General features: G+C 70.0%; 12 protein-coding genes. 1 reads left to right on the plus strand and 11 read right to left on the minus strand.

The features are described 5' to 3' along the window. Positions 1-6 precede the first annotated feature (6 nt). The 9 genes from GFH29_RS11165 to GFH29_RS11205 form a co-directional block, all read right to left on the minus strand. Complete coding sequence (locus GFH29_RS11165) at positions 7-1,398, minus strand: replication-associated recombination protein A (protein ID WP_153323651.1); 1,392 nt, start codon at positions 1,396-1,398, stop codon at positions 7-9. 59 nt (positions 1,399-1,457) lie between these two features. Further along, a complete protein-coding gene (locus GFH29_RS11170) occupies positions 1,458-2,564 on the minus strand; it encodes an ABC transporter ATP-binding protein (protein ID WP_416224762.1) in 1,107 nt (368 codons plus the stop codon). A 152-nt stretch (positions 2,565-2,716) separates the two neighbouring features. After that, the gene (locus tag GFH29_RS11175; protein WP_153323655.1) at positions 2,717-3,775 is read right to left on the minus strand and encodes an ABC transporter ATP-binding protein; all 1,059 of its coding nucleotides are present in this window, start codon (positions 3,773-3,775) and stop codon (positions 2,717-2,719) included. 44 nt (positions 3,776-3,819) lie between these two features. Then, a complete protein-coding gene (locus GFH29_RS11180; protein WP_153323656.1) occupies positions 3,820-4,827 on the minus strand; it encodes an ABC transporter permease in 1,008 nt (335 codons plus the stop codon). Positions 4,828-5,052: 225 nt separating this feature from the next. After that, positions 5,053-6,825 (minus strand): ABC transporter substrate-binding protein, encoded by a 1,773-nt coding sequence (locus tag GFH29_RS11185; protein WP_153323658.1) that lies wholly within the window; start codon positions 6,823-6,825, stop codon positions 5,053-5,055. A 66-nt stretch (positions 6,826-6,891) separates the two neighbouring features. After that, positions 6,892-7,920, minus strand: a complete 1,029-nt coding sequence (locus tag GFH29_RS11190; protein WP_153337215.1) for an ABC transporter permease — start codon at positions 7,918-7,920, stop codon at positions 6,892-6,894. A gap of 145 nt (positions 7,921-8,065) precedes the next feature. After that, positions 8,066-9,859, minus strand: a complete 1,794-nt coding sequence (aspS, locus tag GFH29_RS11195) for an aspartate--tRNA ligase (protein WP_153323660.1) — start codon at positions 9,857-9,859, stop codon at positions 8,066-8,068. Continuing rightward, positions 9,856-11,136 carry a histidine--tRNA ligase gene (gene hisS / locus GFH29_RS11200; RefSeq protein WP_153323662.1) on the minus strand — a complete coding sequence of 427 codons (1,281 nt, stop codon included), beginning with the start codon at positions 11,134-11,136 and terminating at the stop codon, positions 9,856-9,858. Before hisS ends, aspS begins: the two co-directional genes overlap by 4 nt. Before the next feature lie 4 nt (positions 11,137-11,140). Further along, a complete protein-coding gene (locus GFH29_RS11205; protein WP_153323664.1) occupies positions 11,141-11,854 on the minus strand; it encodes an MBL fold metallo-hydrolase in 714 nt (237 codons plus the stop codon). 130 nt (positions 11,855-11,984) lie between these two features. Here GFH29_RS11205 and GFH29_RS11210 point away from each other — a divergent pair, with 130 nt between their 5' ends. Continuing rightward, on the plus strand, positions 11,985-13,214 hold the full coding sequence (locus tag GFH29_RS11210) for a DUF349 domain-containing protein (protein WP_153323666.1): 1,230 nt from the start codon (positions 11,985-11,987) through the stop codon (positions 13,212-13,214). 186 nt (positions 13,215-13,400) lie between these two features. Here the strand turns inward: GFH29_RS11210 and GFH29_RS11215 are convergent, their stop codons facing one another. Then, positions 13,401-15,632: a RelA/SpoT family protein gene (locus GFH29_RS11215; RefSeq protein WP_153325755.1), complete on the minus strand. Its 2,232-nt coding sequence runs from the start codon at positions 15,630-15,632 to the stop codon at positions 13,401-13,403. 96 nt (positions 15,633-15,728) lie between these two features. Beyond that, complete coding sequence (locus tag GFH29_RS11220; protein ID WP_153325756.1) at positions 15,729-16,268, minus strand: adenine phosphoribosyltransferase; 540 nt, start codon at positions 16,266-16,268, stop codon at positions 15,729-15,731. Positions 16,269-16,278: the final 10 nt, after the last annotated feature.

A 16,278-nucleotide genomic window follows, 5' to 3' on the forward strand; every position in this document is an offset into this window, starting at 1 on the left:
CGTGCTTCAGCCACGGTGCCTGCCCCGGATCATCCGCCGCACCCGCTCCCAGCGCTCCTTGATCGGCCCCTCGGCACCCAGCGCGGTCGGGCGGTAGTACGCCGCGTCCGCGACCACGTCGGGGGCGTACTGCTGCTCGGCAATGCCGTACGGCTCGTCGTGGCTGTACTTGTAGCCCTTGCCGTGCCCGAGGTCCTTGGCGCCGCCGTAGTGGGCGTCGCGCAGGTGCGCGGGCACCGGTCCGACCTTGCCGGCCTTGACGTCGGCGATCGCCTCGAAGACCGCGGTCGTGACCGCGTTGGACTTCGGCGCCACCGCCAGCGCGATGGTGGCGTGCGCGAGGGTGAGCTGGGCCTCGGGCATCCCGATCAGCTGCACGGTCTGGGCCGCCGCGACCGCCGTCTGCAGGGCCTGGGGATCGGCGAGACCGATGTCCTCCGAGGCCAGGATCAGCAACCGTCGGGCGATGAACCGCGGGTCCTCCCCCGCCACGATCATCCGGGCGAGGTAGTGCAGCGCGGCGTCGGCGTCCGAGCCGCGCACCGACTTGATGAACGCGCTGGTGACGTCGTAGTGCTGGTCGCCCTGCCGGTCGTAGCGCACCGCCGCCTGGTCCACCGCCAGCTCCGCGGTGGCGAGATCGACCACGATCGGCTCGCCGGAGCCGTTGGAGCCGTTGGTCGAGCGAGTCGAGACCGCTGCCCGGGTCGCCGCCTCGAGGTAGGTCAGCGACCGGCGCGCGTCACCGCCGGCGAGACGCACCAGGTGCTCGAGCGCGTCGTCCTCGAGGACGAAGCGGCCGGCGAGCCCTCGCTCGTCGGCGAGCGCCTGGCGCATGACCGCGCGGATGTCGTCGTCGGTCAGCGACTCCAGGCGCAGCAGCAGGCTGCGCGAGAGCAACGGCGAGATCACCGAGAAGAACGGGTTCTCCGTCGTCGCGGCCACCAGGGTGACCCACCGGTTCTCCACGCCCGGCAGCAGCGCGTCCTGCTGGGCCTTGCTGAACCGGTGCACCTCGTCGACGAACAGCACCGTCTCCCGGCCGGTCGCGACCAGCTCGGCGCGCGCCGAGTCGATGGCCGCGCGGACCTCCTTGACCCCGGCCGAGACCGCGGAGACCTCCACGAACCGGCGGTCGGTCTGCTGGCTGACGATCGACGCAATCGTGGTCTTGCCGGTGCCGGGCGGGCCCCACAGCAGCAGCGCCATCGACTGCTCGTTCTCGATCAGCTGCCGCAGCGGCGCCCCGGGGGCACGCAGCTGCTCCTGGCCGACCAGCTCGTCGAGGGTGCGCGGGCGCATCCGCACCGCGAGCGGAGCGGAGGCGTGGGTGTTCGCCGTCAGCGATCCCCCACCGGTGGGCCCGCCGGAGCGGGGCACGTCGAAGAGGCCGTCCACGTCACGAGCCTACGCACCGAGGCGGGGGCGTACGTCGTACGCCCCCGCGTCGCGGTGGGTCAGGCGCCCACCATCGTGCGGCGCTCGACGTCGAACCAGTGCTGGTTGAAGCCCGGGCCGGTACCCAGGTCCGCCACGGGGGTGGCCCCGGGCTCCGGGTTGCCCTGGTTGTCGACGCCCAGCAGGCCGGCCGTCGACGGGGTCGTCGGCGCCTGCCCGAGCGGAGCCGGGAAGTGGCAGGCGACCTTGTGGCGCGGACCGATCTGCAGCAGCGGCGGCTCGACCTTGGCGCAGATCTCCTGCGCCAGGTGGCAGCGGGTCCGGAACCGGCAGCCCGAGGGCGGGTTGATCGGCGAGGGGACGTCGCCCTGCAGGCGGATCCGCTCGCGACGACCGCCGATCGCGGCCTGCTTCACGTCCGGCACCGCGGAGAGCAGCGCCTGGGTGTAGGGGTGGTGCGGGCGGGAGTAGAGCGTCTCGCGATCCGCGATCTCGACGATCTTGCCGAGGTACATCACCGCGACCTCGGGGCAGAAGTGCCGGACCACCGCCAGGTCGTGGGCGATGAAGAGGAACGCGATGTTGAACTCGCGCTGCAGGTCCTGGAGCAGGTTGACGACCTGCGCCTGGATCGACACGTCGAGGGCCGACACCGGCTCGTCCGCGACGAGCACCTTGGGGTTCAGGGTCAGCGCACGGGCGATGCCGATGCGCTGGCGCTGGCCGCCGGAGAACTCGTTGGGGTAGCGGTTGTAGTGCTCGGGGTTGAGGCCGACGACCTCGAGCAGCTCCTTGACCCGGTCCTTGATCTGGTTCTTCGGCACGATGTTGTGCACCGCGAGCGGCGCACCGACGATCGCGCCGACCGTGTGGCGCGGGTTCAGCGAGGTGTAGGGGTCCTGGAAGATCATCTGCACGTTGCGGCGCAGCGGCTTCAACGAGCGGTTGGACAGCTGGGCGATGTCCTGGCCCTCGAAGTTGATCGCGCCGCCGGTCGGCTTGTAGAGCCGCGTGATGAGTCGTCCGGTGGTGGACTTGCCGCACCCGGACTCCCCCACCAGGCCGAGCGCGCCGCCCTCGGGCACCTGGAAGGAGATGCCGTCGACGGCCTGCACGTGGCCGACGGTGCGGCGCACCAGGCCCGAGGACTTCACCGGGAACCACATGCGCAGGTCGTCGACCTCGAGCACCGGACGCGCCGTGGCGTCCAGGGGCGTGGCGCTGTGACCGTGGGCGGCCGCCTCGGCGAAGGTCTCGGACCGGGGACGCTCGGCCTCGAGGATCGGGTCGGACACCGCAGGGGTCTTGTCGTCGGACATCAGTTCTCCTCGACCAGTTCAGGGGCGATCTCCGGCAGGACCTCCTGCTGGTAGATCGCTTCGGGGTCGGCCAGGTGGCAGCGCTTGAGGTGGCCTACGCCGATGGTCGCGGGCAGCAGGGCGGGCATCTCGGTGCGGCACAGGTCGCCGGGCACCTTGTCGCGGTGGGTGCACCGCGGGTGGAAGGCACAGCCCGAGGGCGGGTTCACCAGGCTCGGCGGGTTCCCCGGGATCGGGATCAGCCGCGCGTCGGTGTCGGCCGTGACGTCGGGGACGCTGGAGAGCAGGCCCCACGTGTAGGGCATCTCCGGGTGGGTGAGCAGCTGCTTGGTCGTGCCGTGCTCGACCGCGCGACCGGCGTACATCACCAGCACCTCGTCAGCCATCTCGGCGATCACGCCGAGGTCGTGGGTGATGATGATGACCGCGGAGTTGAACTCGGCCTGCAGCTCCTGGAGCAGGTCCAGGATCTGTGCCTGCACCGTCACGTCGAGCGCGGTGGTCGGCTCGTCGGCGATCAGCAGCGACGGGTCGTTGATCAGGCCCATCGCGATCATCGCGCGCTGCCGCATGCCGCCGGAGAACTGGTGGGGGTAGTCGTCGACGCGGCTGTCGGGCTGCGGGATGCCGACCCGGTCGAGCATCTCGATCGCCTTGCGGCGTGCGTCGCGCTTGGAGGCCGACGGGTGGTGGGCGCGGTAGGCCTCCGCCAGCTGGGCGCCGACCTTGTAGAAGGGGTGCAGCGCGGCGAGGGCGTCCTGGAAGATCATCGAGACCTGGTTGCCGCGCAGCGAGCGCATGGTCGACTCGGACGCGCCGACGATCTCCTGCCCGCCCACCTTGATCGAGCCGGTGATCTCGGAGCGCTTGGCGTCGTGCAGGCCCAGGACCGCGAGGCTGGACACGGACTTGCCGGAGCCGGACTCACCGACGATGCCGAGGGTCTGGCCGCGCCGGACGCTGTAGCTGAGGCCGCTGACCGCGGTGATCTGCCCTTCCTCGGTCGGGAACTTGACCGTCAGGTCGTCGACGACCAGGAACGGATCGGACGTGCTCACGCGGGACTCCGTCTCGGAGGTGGACTGGGGGGTCGGGATGTGGCTCACGACAGCCTCACCCGCGGGTCGAGGGCGCTGTAGACGAGGTCGACGAGCAGGTTGCACACGACCATCACCACGGCGCCGAACAGCGCGGTCGCCTGGACGACCGGGAGGTCCTTGTCACCGACGGCCCTCAGGGCCCAGAAGCCGATGCCCTGGATGTCGAAGATCTGCTCGGTGAAGATCGTGCCCACAAGCAGCGTGCCCAGGTCGATGCCGAAGATCGTCACGATCGGCACCAGCGCGGCGCGCAGGCCGTGGCGGTACACCACGGCGCGGGTGGGCAGGCCCTTCGCCCGCGCGGTACGGATGTAGTCCTCGCTCAGCGCCTCGATCATCGAGCCCCGCGCGAATCGGGTGTACTGCGTCGAGCCGAAGATGCCCAGCGCCAGCCACGGCAGCAACAGCCCGCCGGCCCACTTGGCGGGGTTCTCGCTCAGCGGCACGTAGCCGGTGTCGCTCAGTCCGGGGACCTGCCAGATGAGCGTGACGTAGAGCCACAGCATCAGCGCGAACAGGTAGTACGGCACCGAGCTGATGACGAGGAAGGTCGAGACGAGCACCTTGTCGGTCAGGGAGCCTCGCCGTCGCGCTGCGGCGATGCCGATGGGCACGCCGAAGATGACGTAGAGGGCGGCGCCGCCGAACGCGACCGACACGGTCGCGGGCAGCCGGTCCTTCATCTCGCCCCAGACCGGGCGGTCGGTGGCGTAGGAGAAGCCGAAGCAGGGGGCGGGGCACTCCTGGGTGCGCCCGGCGATCGTGATGTCACGGCCGGCCACGATCCCCTTCATGAACTTGAGGTACTCGGTGTGGATGGGATTGTTGTAGCCCATCGACTCGGTGTAGGCCTCCAGCCGCTCGGGCGTGCAGCGCTGGCTGGTCTCGAGGTTGCACAGCGGTCGTGCCGGCTCCTCGGGCCCGTACCAGAACAGGGCGAAGATCGACATCGAGACGAGGATGACGACGAAGAACCCTGCGATCAGACGCTTCACCACATAGGCGAACATCGCAGCACCATCTCCTGATTCTGGTGGTTCGTCGCACGGGGAGGTCCGGGTCTCGGACCCCGCTCGGCAGCACGACGGTTGTGAGGCGGGCACGGGTGTCGGGTGGGGGCTCCGGCCTTGCGGCCCAGAGTCCCCCACCCGACGGGGTCTTGCAATCTTGCTCGGTGTGCTCAGGACGTCACATGGACGTGACGCTCTGCACTCAGCACCTCATGAGGCGAAGCCTCACTCGGAGATGACGTACAGGTCCTTGTAGTTCGGGGCACCGATGGAACCGTCACCGTAGAAGTTCCCGATCCGGGAGCCGTGGGTGAACAGGTCGTTGCGGTACGCCGTGGGGATGATCGGGAAGTCCGTGGTCTGGATCAACTCGTCGAGCGCGCCCCAGGCCTCGGCCTGCTCCTCAGCCGGCAGCAGGGAGATCTTGTCCATCTCCTTGTCCATCTCCGGGTTGGAGTAGCCACCGGTGTTGTAGGCCGCACCGGTGCGCAGGAGCGACGGGAGCATGGTGAGACCCGAGGGCCAGTCCGAGCACCAGTTGACGCCACGCAGGGTGAGCTTCTTGTTGGTGGCGTTGTCCGGGTCGAGCCAGATGTCGTACGGGTCGACCTGCACCGGGATCGCCTGGACCTCGAAGCCGGCCTCCTCGAAGCCGCGGACCAGCTGGTCGTTGGTCTTGACCGCCAGCGGGTCGGGTTCGTAGTAGATCATCACGATCTTGAACGGGTTCGACTCGTCGTAGCCCTCTTCAGCGAGGAGCTCCTTGGCCTTCTCCGGGTTGAACTCGGTGGGCTCGCCCAGCGCGTTGTAGTCGGGCTTGCCGGCCATGCCGGGGGGCATGATCGAGTTCGCGGGCACGCGGGTCACACCGGGGACCTGACCACCGGCGAGCCAGGTGGCTTCGTAGTCGATGGCCAGCGCCATCGCCTGGCGCACGCCCTTCGTGGTCTTGTCGTAGACCGGGTACTGGAAGCTCGTGCACTGCGAGGACTGCTGGACCATGCGGTCACCGAGCTCCTCGGTGGCCTTCTTGTAGTTCACCGAGTCCAGGTCCGTCGAGATGACGGTCTCCGAGGCGGCGTTGCCGCTCAGCAGGATCTGGTCGGTCTGCGCCGGGTCGGCGTTGAACTTGAAGGTGTAGCTGTCCGGGTACTGGTGGCGGCCCGGGTCGGTCGCGGGGTCCCACTGCTCGTTCTTCACCAGGACCAGCTCGTCGGTCGGGGTGAAGGACTCGATCTTGTAGGGACCGGTCGCGAGCGGGTCGCGGCCATACTTCGGCGGCGCAGCGGCGTCGCCCAGCGGGGCCGGGCCGATCGCCATGAAGGCGCCCCACCAGTCCATGTCCGGGAACGGCTCGGACATCTTGATGGTCACGTCGCGGCCGTTGACCTCGACGCCCTTGTACTCCTGGCCGGAGGTGTAGGGACCCTTGTAGGTCTCACCGTCGAGGAAGTAGTGGCGGGAGTACTCGGTGCCGGGGCCGCTCGGGAACGCCTCGGCGTCGAGCGTGCGGGAGATGCCGAAGGCGAGCTCCTCCGGGGTGATGTCCTTGCCGTTCTCCCACTTCACACCGTCACGCAGCGTGAAGGTCCACTCGGTGAAGTCCTCGTTCGGACGGCCGAGGTCGGTGGCGAGGTCGGGGATGAGCTCCATCCCGCCGGTCTCGGGATTGCGCGCGTACTGGGTCAGCGAGCGGTTGGTCAGCGCCTGCTGGATCGAGTTGCCGGTCACCGACCAGCCCTCGGCGGGCTCGAGGGTGCTCGGGCCGGGGTCACCGGGGAGGTAGACGGTGATGTCCCCGCCCTCGGTGGCGTCCTTGATCTCGTACGCCGGGCCTTCGGCACGGTCGGGGTTCTTGACGACCTCGTCGGCCGCCGCGTACTCGCGGTCGTCCTGGGCAGCGCCACCGTTGTTGTCCCCACCGTCGCCGCCACCACAGGCAGCGAGAGTGAGCATGGAGGCCCCGACGAGCAGCGCAAGGGGCTTGCTTCGCCTCATTGATTCAGCCTTTCTTCCTTGATCGCGTCACCGAGGGATCACGGTCGACGACGTTGCGGGAGCCGGTCAGCGCCGGGTCTTCGGATCGAGCGCGTCACGGATCGCGTCACCGAGAAGGTTCAGGGCGACCACGAGCAGCACGATGCCCAGCAGAGGCTCGTAGAGGTAGAGCGGGTAGGTCTGGAAGTAGTCGGTGGCCGCGGAGATGATCTGGCCCCACGACTTGCCGTCCGTCACACCGATGCCGAGATAGGACAGACCGGCCTCGGCGGCGACGAAGGTGGGGAGCATCAGCGAGACCGACACGACGATCGGGGCGACCAGGTTGGGCAGCAGCTCGCGCACCAGGATCCGGTGCGTCGGCATACCCAGCACCCGCGCGGCCTGGATGAAGTCGCGCTCACGCAGCGAGAGCACCTCGCCGCGGATCAGCCGGGCGATCGACATCCAGCCGAACATCGCCAGCACGGCGATCAGCGTCCAGCGCTGGATCGTGGCGTAGTTCGGATCGTCACCGAAGCGCTCGTTGATGATCGGCGCGATCGTCAACGCGGCCAGCAGGAACGGGACGGTCAGGAAGAAGTCGATGAAGAAGGAGATGACCCGGTCCACCATGCCGCCGGCGTAGCCCGCCAGCAGGCCCAGGGTCACGCCGACGACCGCGGAGAACACCGTCGCGAGAGCCGCGATCATCATCGAGGTCTGCGCACCCGCGAGCCAGTAGGCCAGGTTGTCGGTCGCCGTGCTCGGCGCGATGCCGAAGGGGTGCTCGGGGTCGAAGCCGTTGTTCGGCGGGCCCACGAGTGGCAGACCGCCGCCGAACGGGTCGATCAGGCCGATGGGGCGGACCGTGTCGGTGGTGACGCCGAAGAGCTTCATCAGCGCGTCCGCGAAGATCGCGATCAGCGCGAAGATGATCACCACGATCAGGCACAGGACGGCGACCTTGTCGTGCAGCAGCCGGCTGAAGGCGATCTGTAGCGGCGACTTGCCGACGATCGAGCTCTTAGCCTTACCGCCACCCGCCGGGCCACCGTCCACCGGCTCGTCGCTGAGATGACCCAGCGTCTCGGTGGAAACCGGAGGCAGCGACATTCTCTCCCCATCTGGGTGCTGGAAAAACGAACACGGACGGCGCGTCAGAAGACGCGCCGCCCGTGACTCTATGTGACTTGCTCTGCCACGATGATCACCCGCGAGTAACGATCTGGTCTCGACCAGCGGGCGAGTCTGCGGCGGATCAGCCCCCGGCCGGGACTTCCTTCGCCGGGGCGGCGTCCACCCCGGCCTCCTTGCGCTGCTGCGGCGTGATCGGGGCCGGGGCCGCGGTCAACGGGTCGAATCCCGCTCCGGACTTCGGGAACGCGATCACGTCGCGGATCGAGTCCGCACCCGACAGGATCGCCACGATCCGGTCCATGCCGACCGCGATGCCGCCGTGCGGCGGCGCGCCGAACTTGAAGGCGTCGAGGAGGAAGCCGAACTTCTCCTGGGCCTCCTCCGGGCCGATGCCCATCACCTCGAAGACGCGCTTCTGCACGTCCTCGCGGTGGATACGGATGGAGCCGCCGCCCAGCTCGGACCCGTTGCAGACGATGTCGTAGGCGAAGGCCAGCGCCGCACCCGGGTCGGCCTCGAGGTTGTCGAGGAACTCCGGCTTCGGGCTGGTGAACGCATGGTGCACAGCCGTCCAGGCGCCCGCGCCGACGGCCACGTCACCGCTGGCGACCGCGTCGTCGGCGGGCTCGAACAGCGGCGCGTCGACGACCCAGGTGAAGGCGAACTGGCTCTCGTCGATGAGCCCGCAGCGCTGGCCGATCTCCAGGCGCGCGGCGCCCAGGAGCGCCCGGCTGGACTTGGGGGTGCCGGCGGCGAAGAAGATGCAGTCGCCCGGCTGGGCGCCGGTGTGGGCGGCCAGGCCGGCCTTCTCCTCCTCGGAGAGGTTCTTGGCCACCGGCCCGCCGAGCTCGCCCTCGGCGGAGATCGTGACGTAGGCGAGGCCCTTGGCACCGCGCTGCTTGGCCCACTCCTGCCAGGCGTCGAACTGCCGGCGCGGCTGGCTGGCGCCGCCGGGCATGACCACGGCCCCGACGTACGGCGCCTGGAAGACGCGGAACGTCGTGTCGGCGAAGTACGCCGTGCAATCGACGAGCTCCTGGCCCATCCGCAGGTCCGGCTTGTCGGAACCGAAGCGAGCCATCGCGTCGGCGTAGGTGATCCGCGGGATCGGTCGCGGGATCTCGTGGCCCTCCAGGGCCCAGATCGCCGCGAGGACCTCCTCCATCAGCGCGATGACGTCGTCCTGGTCCACGAAGCTCATCTCGATGTCGAGCTGGGTGAACTCCGGCTGGCGGTCGGCGCGGAAGTCCTCGTCGCGGTAGCAGCGCGCGATCTGGTAGTAGCGCTCCATGCCGCCGACCATCAGCAGCTGCTTGAACAGCTGCGGGCTCTGCGGCAGGGCGTACCAGCTGCCCGGGTGCAGGCGAGCCGGCACCAGGAAGTCGCGGGCGCCCTCGGGGGTGGAGCGGGTCAGCGTCGGGGTCTCGATCTCGACGAAGTCGTGGCGGTCGAGCACGTCGCGGGCGGCCTTGTTGATCTTGCTGCGCAGGCGCAGGATCCGGTTCGGCTCGCTGCGGCGCAGGTCGAGGTAGCGGTACTTGAGGCGGGTCTCCTCCCCCACCTCGCCGCCCTTGGAGCTCGCCGCGTCGTCGATCGGGAACGGCAGCGGCGCGGCGGTGCTGAGCACCTCGACGTCGGTGGCGACGACCTCGATCTCGCCGGTCGCGAGGTTGGGGTTCTCGTTGCCGGCCAGGCGGGCGGTCACCTCGCCGGTGATCTTGAGGCAGTACTCGTTGCGCAGGCTGTGGGCGACCGCCTCGTCGCGGACGACCACCTGGACGACGCCGCTGGCCTCACGCAGGTCGAGGAACGCCACGCCCCCGTGATCGCGACGGCGCGCCACCCACCCGGCGAGGGTGACGGTCTGGCCGACGTGCTCGGCGCGCAGGGCGCCGGCGTCATGGGTGCGGATCACGAGAGGGACTCCTTGGTGTGGTGCTGCTGGGTGAGGTGGGTGACGAGCTCGGCGAGCGGTACGGCGACCTGCTCCCCGCTCGCCATGGTCTTGACCTGCGCGACCCCGGCCTCGAGGTCGCGCTCGCCGAGGACCACCACGGCGGGGGCGCCGGAGCGGTCAGCGGACTTCATCGCGCCCTTGAGGCCGCGCTCGCCGAACACCTGGTCGGTGCGCAGCCCGGCGCGGCGCAGCTGGGCAACCAGCGCCGGGGCCGCGGTGCGTCCCGCGGCGCCGAGCGGGACGACGTACACGTCGAGCGCGGAGGGCGGGCCGACCTGGAGGCCCTCGGCCTGGCAGGCGAGGTAGGTGCGGTCCAGGCCCAGGCCGAAGCCGATGCCGGAGAGCTCCTGGCCGCCGAGGTCGGCCATCAGGCCGTCGTAGCGCCCGCCGCCGCCGATGCCCGACTGGGCGCCGAGGCCGTCGTGGACGAACTCGAAGGTGGTGCGCGTGTAGTAGTCCAGCCCGCGCACCATGCGCGGGTTCACGACGTAGCGGGTGCCGTGCCCGTCGAGCAGGCGGCGTACGGCGGCGAAGTGCTCGGCGCAGGCCTCGCACAGGTGGTCGAGCATGAGCGGGGCATCGGCGAGCTGGGCGATCACCTCGGGGCGCTTGTCGTCGAGCACGCGCAGCGGGTTGATCCGGGCGCGCTCGCGGGTCGCCTCGTCGAGGTCGAGGCCCTCGAGGAAGGCCACCAGCGTCTCGCGGTACGGCGGGCGGCACTCCCGACAGCCCAGCGACGTGAGCTCCAGCCGGTAGCCGGTCAGGCCGAGCGAGCGGTAGCCCTCGTCGGCGATGGAGACGACCTCGGCGTCGAGCGCGGGGTCGTCGGAGCCGATCGCCTCCACGCCGAACTGCTGCAGCTGGCGGTAGCGGCCGTGCTGGGGACGCTCGGCGCGGAAGAACGGGCCGGTGTACCAGAGCTTCACCGGCAGCTGGCCGCGGTCGAGGCGGTGCTCGATGACGCTGCGCATCACGCCGGCGGTGCCCTCGGGACGCAGCGTCAGGGAGCGGTCACCGCGATCGGTGAAGGTGTACATCTCCTTGGAGACCACGTCGGTGGACTCGCCCACGCCGCGCACGTAGAGCGCGGTGTCCTCGAAGATCGGCAGCTCGATGTAGCCGTAGCCGGCCAGGACGGCGGGTCGGGTGAGCGCCTCGCGCACGGCGAGCCAGGCGCCGGACTCGGGCGGGAGGTACTCCGGGACGCCCTTGGGCGCCGAGAGGGTGTCGGACATCTGTTCACAGACCTCGGGTGACTCGTCCCGCGTCGCCACTCTCGAGGAGGTCGCGCAGGTAGGGGTTGGTCGCACGCTCGCGACCGATGGACGTCTGCTCGCCATGACCCGGCAGCACGACGATGTCGTCGGGCAGGGTCAGCACCTTGTCGGCGAGGCTGCGCAGGATGGTGGGGTGATCGCCGCCGGGCAGGTCGGTGCGCCCGATGGAGCCCGCGAAGAGCAGGTCCCCGGAGAACATCACCTCGGAGATCTCCGGCTGCGCGTCGTACGGCGTGCGGAAGGTGACCGAGCCCTGGGTGTGTCCCGGGGTGTGGTCGACCACGAAGCGCAGTCCGGCCAGCTCGAGCTCCTGGCCGTCGCCGAGCTCGCGCACGTCGTCGGGCTCGGCCCACTCGTGCTTGGCACCCAGCAGCATCTGGGTGGTCTCGCGCGACATGCCCGCCATCGGGTCGGTGAGCAGGTGGCGGTCCGAGGGATGGATCCACGCGGTGGCGTCGTAGGTGCCCGCGACCGGGGCGACGCACCACATGTGGTCGACGTGGCCGTGGGTGACCAGCACCGCGACGGGCTTGAGGCGGTGCTCGCGCACGACCTCCGCCACGCCGTCGGCGGCGTCCTTGCCCGGGTCGATGACCACGCACTCGGTGCCGGGACCGGTCGCGGCGACATAGCAGTTCGTGCCCCACGGACCCGCGGGGAAGCCGGCGATCAACACCCCGCCACACTATCGAGGCAGGCGCATCCGCGCCTCATCGGCTGTTCGGCCACGACCGAGGGGCCCCGCAAGGTGGCTGTGACGACTAGCATGGCGCCTGCGTGTCCGACACCAGCGAAGAGGAACACCAGTGACGAGCCATGAGTGGGGCCGCGTCGACGACGACGGCACCGTCTACGTCAGGACCGCCGACGGCGAGCGGTCGGTCGGTCAGTACCCCGAGGGCACCCCGGAGGAGGCCCTGGCGTTCTTCACCGAGCGCTACGCCGCGCTCGCCTTCGAGGTCGAGCTCCTCGAGAAGCGCGTGCAGTCCGGCGTGCTCTCCCCCGAGGAGGCGGTCGAGTCGGTGAAGACCGTCCGTGCCCAGGTCACCGACGCCAACGCCGTCGGCGACCTCGCCACGCTCGGCGCGCGCCTGGACGCCCTCGGGCCGGTGATCGCCGCGCAGCGCGAGGTCCGCCGCAAGGAGAAGGCGCAGAAGGCGGCCGAGACCCGCGCGGCCAAGGAGAAGGTCGTCGTCGAGGCCGAGCGTCTCGCCGAGAGCAGCGACTGGCGCAATGGTGCGAACCGGCTGCGCGACCTGCTCGAGGAGTGGAAGGCGCTGCCGCGCATCGACCGCAGCTCCGATGACGCCCTGTGGCGACGGTTCTCGACCGCGCGCACGGCGTACACCCGGCGGCGCAAGGCGCACTTCGCCGAGCAGAACGAGAAGCGCGAGAGCGCCCGGGCGATCAAGGAGCGCCTGGTCGTGGAGGCCGAGGCGGTGCAGGACTCCACCGACTGGGGTCTCACCGCGGGCCGCTACCGCGACCTGATGCGCGACTGGAAGGCCGCCGGCCCCGCGCCCAAGGACGTCGACGACGCCCTGTGGAAGCGGTTCCGCGCCGCGCAGGACCACTTCTTCGGCGCTCGTGACGCCGCGAACGCCGCGCTCGACGAGGAGTTCGCCGCCAACGCCGTCGTCAAGGAGGAGCTGCTGGTCGAGGCCGAGCAGCTGCTCCCGATCCAGGACCTCGACGCCGCCAAGCGGGCCTTCCGCGACCTCGCCGACCGCTGGGACGCTGCCGGCAAGGTGCCGCGCGACCGGATGAAGGACCTCGAGGGTCGCTTCCGCAAGGTCGAGCAGGCCCTGCGCGCCGTCGAGGACGAGCAGTGGCGCCGTTCGGACCCGGAGAAGTCCGCGCGTGCCGAGGACCTCGTCTCCAAGCTCGAGGCCGCCATCGCCCAGGTCGAGGCCGACCTGGAGAAGGCACGCAGCGCCGGGCAGGACAAGAAGGTCCGCGACCTCGAGGAGAACCTCGCCTCGCGCCAGTCCTTCCTGGAGATGGCCCGCCGCGCCAGCGCCGACTACTCCGGCTGACCCCCTCGACGAAAGAACCCCCGGCCCTGAGGGTCGGGGGTTCCGTCGTTGAATCGAGAGTTGTGACGGTCGAATCGAGAGTTCTGACCACTCGAGTCGAGACGTACGCCGCCACCAGCGCCGACTCGGCGCACCACTGGCGCCGACTCGCGCAACCATTGGCGCCGACTCGCGGGAAGGGCGGGGCTACTGGGTGACGCGGTAGGCGTCGAAGACGCCGGGTACGCCGCGGACCGCCTTGATCACGTCGTCGAGGTGCTTGGCCTCGGCCATCTCGAAGCTGAACCGGCTCTTCGCGACCCGGTCGTGGGTGGTGGAGAGGCTGGCGCTGAGGATGTTCACGTGGGCGTCCGAGAGCGCCATGGTGATGTCGGACAGTAGCCGGGCCCGGTCCAGCGCCTCGACCTGGATGTTGACCAGGAACGTCGAGTCCGAGGTGGGTGCCCACTCGACCTCGACGAGCTTCTCCGGCTGCGCCTGGAGCGCCGAGGCGTTGGTGCAGTCGGTGCGGTGCACCGAGACGCCCCCGCCCTTGGTGACGAAGCCGAGGATCTCGTCGGGCGGCACCGGGGTGCAGCACTTGGCGAGCTTGACCCACACCTCCGAGGTGCCCTTGACGATGACGCCCGCGTGGCTGCCGCCGGCGACCTGCGGACGACTGCGCCGCCCGGTGATCGTGACGGCCTCGGCGAGGTCCTCCTGGGCCCCGTCGTTGCCGCCGTGCTCCTCGATGACGCGCTTGACGACCGCCTGGGCCGACAGGTTGCCCTCGCCGACCGCGGCGTACAGCGCGGAGACGTCGGCGATGTTGAAGTGCGCGGCGGCCAGGGTCAGCGACTCGTGCGACATCAGCCGCTTGAGGGGCAGCCCCTCCTTGCGCATGAGCTTGGCGATCTGCTCCTTGCCGCGCTCGATCGCCTCCTCGCGGCGCTCCTTGGTGAACCACTGGCGGATCTTCGAGCGCGCCCGCGGCGACTTCACGAAGGTCAGCCAGTCACGCGAGGGGCCGGCGTTGGCCGACTTGGAGGTGAAGACCTCCACCACGTCGCCGTTGTCGAGGGTCGACTCCAGCGGCACCAGGCGCCCGTTGACCCGTGCGCCGATCGTGTGGTGCCCGACCTCGGTGTGCACGGCGTAGGCGAAGTCCACCGGCGTCGCGCCGGCCGGCAGCGCCATCACGTCGCCGCGCGGGGTGAAGACGTAGACCTCCGCGCGGTTCATCTCGAAGCGCAGCGACTCCAGGAACTCCCCCGGGTCCTCGACCTCGCTCTGCCAGTCGAGCAGGGTGCGCACCCAGGTCATGTCGTCCATGTCGCCGGCACGGTCGGTGTCGACGCCGGCGCGGTTGTTCTCCTTGTACTTCCAGTGCGCCGCCACGCCGTACTCCGCACGCCGGTGCATCGCATAGGTGCGGATCTGCAGCTCCACCGGCTTGCCCTGCGGGCCGATCACGGTGGTGTGCAGCGACTGGTACATGTTGAACTTCGGCATCGCGACGTAGTCCTTGAACCGGCCCAGGACCGGGTTCCAGCGCGAGTGCAGTACGCCGAGGACGCTGTAGCAGTCACGGTCGTCCTCGACGAGGATCCGGATGCCGACCAGGTCGTAGATGTCGGAGAAGTCGCGGCCCCCGACGATCATCTTCTGATAGATCGAGTAGTAGTGCTTCGGGCGCCCGGTGACGGTCGCCTTGATCTTCGCCTCGCGCAGGTCGTGCTCGACCTGCTTGATCACCTCGGCCAGGAACTGATCGCGCGAGGGCGCCCGCTCGGCGACCAGACGCACGATCTCGTCGTAGATCTTGGGGTGCAGGGTCGCAAACGCGAGGTCCTCCAGCTCCCACTTGATCGTGTTCATGCCGAGGCGGTGGGCCAGCGGCGCGTAGATGTCGAGGGTCTCGCGGGCCTTGCGCTCCTGGGTCTCCTGCTTGACGTAGCGCAGGGTCCGCATGTTGTGCAGGCGGTCCGCGAGCTTGATGACCAGCACCCGGATGTCGCGCGACATCGCGACGATCATCTTGCGGATCGTCTCGGCCTCGGCGGTCTCGCCGTACTGGACCTTGTCGAGCTTGGTCACGCCGTCGACCAGGCGCGCCACCTCCTCGCCGAAGTCCGCGCGCAGCTGGTCGAGGGTGTACGGCGTGTCCTCGACCGTGTCGTGCAGCAGCGAGGCGACCAGGGTCGGCTCGGTCATGCCGATGCCGGCCAGGATCGTGGTGACCGCGAGCGGGTGGGTGATGTAGGGGTCACCGCTCTTGCGCATCTGCGCGCCGTGCTGGGCCTCGGCGGTCTTGTAGGCCCGCTCGATCAGCGCCAGGTCGGCCTTCGGATGATTCGCGCGTACGGCGCGGAACAGCGGCTCCAGGACCGGGTTGGCCGTCTGGTTGCGGGTGCCCATCCGCGCCAGGCGGGCGCGCATGCTGCGGGCCGTCGGAGCACCCTCGGAGCGCTCCGGGGCCCGCTCTCGGCGCGGCGGGGTCGTGCGGTCCTCGGTCACGTGGTCAGTCTAGGTCCGTCACACCACGGCCAGGCTGTCGACCGGCAGGCCGTCCAGCTGGGCGCGGCCGGAGAGGAAGCCGAGCTCCATCAGCACCGCGACACCGACGACGGTGCCGCCGCAGCGGCGCACCAGGTCGGCCGTCGCGCGGGCGGTGCCGCCGGTGGCCAGCACGTCGTCCACGAGCAGCACCCGGTCGCCCGGCGTGATGGCGTCCTGGTGCATCTCCAAGGTGGCCGTGCCGTACTCGAGGTCGTAGGTCACCGCGTGGGTCGGGCCGGGCAGCTTGCCGGCCTTGCGCACCGGCGCGAACCCGGCGCCCAGGGCGAGCGCCACCGGGGCACCGACCAGGAAGCCGCGGGCCTCCATGCCGATCACCTTGTCGACGACGACCTCGCCGTTCTCGTCGCGTCCGCTCTCGGCGAGCGCGGTGACGACCGCGTGGAACCCGTCGTGGTCGGCGAGCAGCGGCATGATGTCCTTGAAGACGATGCCCGGCTCGGGGAAGTCGTGGATGTCGCGCACCAGGCGCGTCATCGCCTCCCTGGCCGCCGCCATCCGCTCCTCG

This window comes from Nocardioides sp. dk884, from assembly GCF_009557055.1.
In the GTDB taxonomy this organism is placed as follows: domain Bacteria; phylum Actinomycetota; class Actinomycetes; order Propionibacteriales; family Nocardioidaceae; genus Nocardioides.

What these genes read in the sequence shown, in the direction of transcription:
- GFH29_RS11170 (WP_416224762.1), bottom strand. Translation starts at nt 2,564, where the DNA reads ATGTGGTTCCCGGTGAAGTCCTCGGGCCTGGTGCGCCGCACCGTCGGC.
- GFH29_RS11180 (WP_153323656.1), bottom strand. Translation starts at nt 4,827, where the DNA reads ATGTTCGCCTATGTGGTGAAGCGTCTGATCGCAGGGTTCTTCGTCGTC.
- GFH29_RS11185 (WP_153323658.1), bottom strand. Translation starts at nt 6,825, where the DNA reads ATGAGGCGAAGCAAGCCCCTTGCGCTGCTCGTCGGGGCCTCCATGCTC.
- GFH29_RS11190 (WP_153337215.1), bottom strand. Translation starts at nt 7,920, where the DNA reads ATGTCGCTGCCTCCGGTTTCCACCGAGACGCTGGGTCATCTCAGCGAC.
- hisS (WP_153323662.1), bottom strand. Translation starts at nt 11,136, where the DNA reads ATGTCCGACACCCTCTCGGCGCCCAAGGGCGTCCCGGAGTACCTCCCG.
- GFH29_RS11215 (WP_153325755.1), bottom strand. Translation starts at nt 15,632, where the DNA reads ATGCGCGCCCGCCTGGCGCGGATGGGCACCCGCAACCAGACGGCCAAC.
- GFH29_RS11220 (WP_153325756.1), bottom strand. Translation starts at nt 16,268, where the DNA reads ATGGCGGCGGCCAGGGAGGCGATGACGCGCCTGGTGCGCGACATCCAC.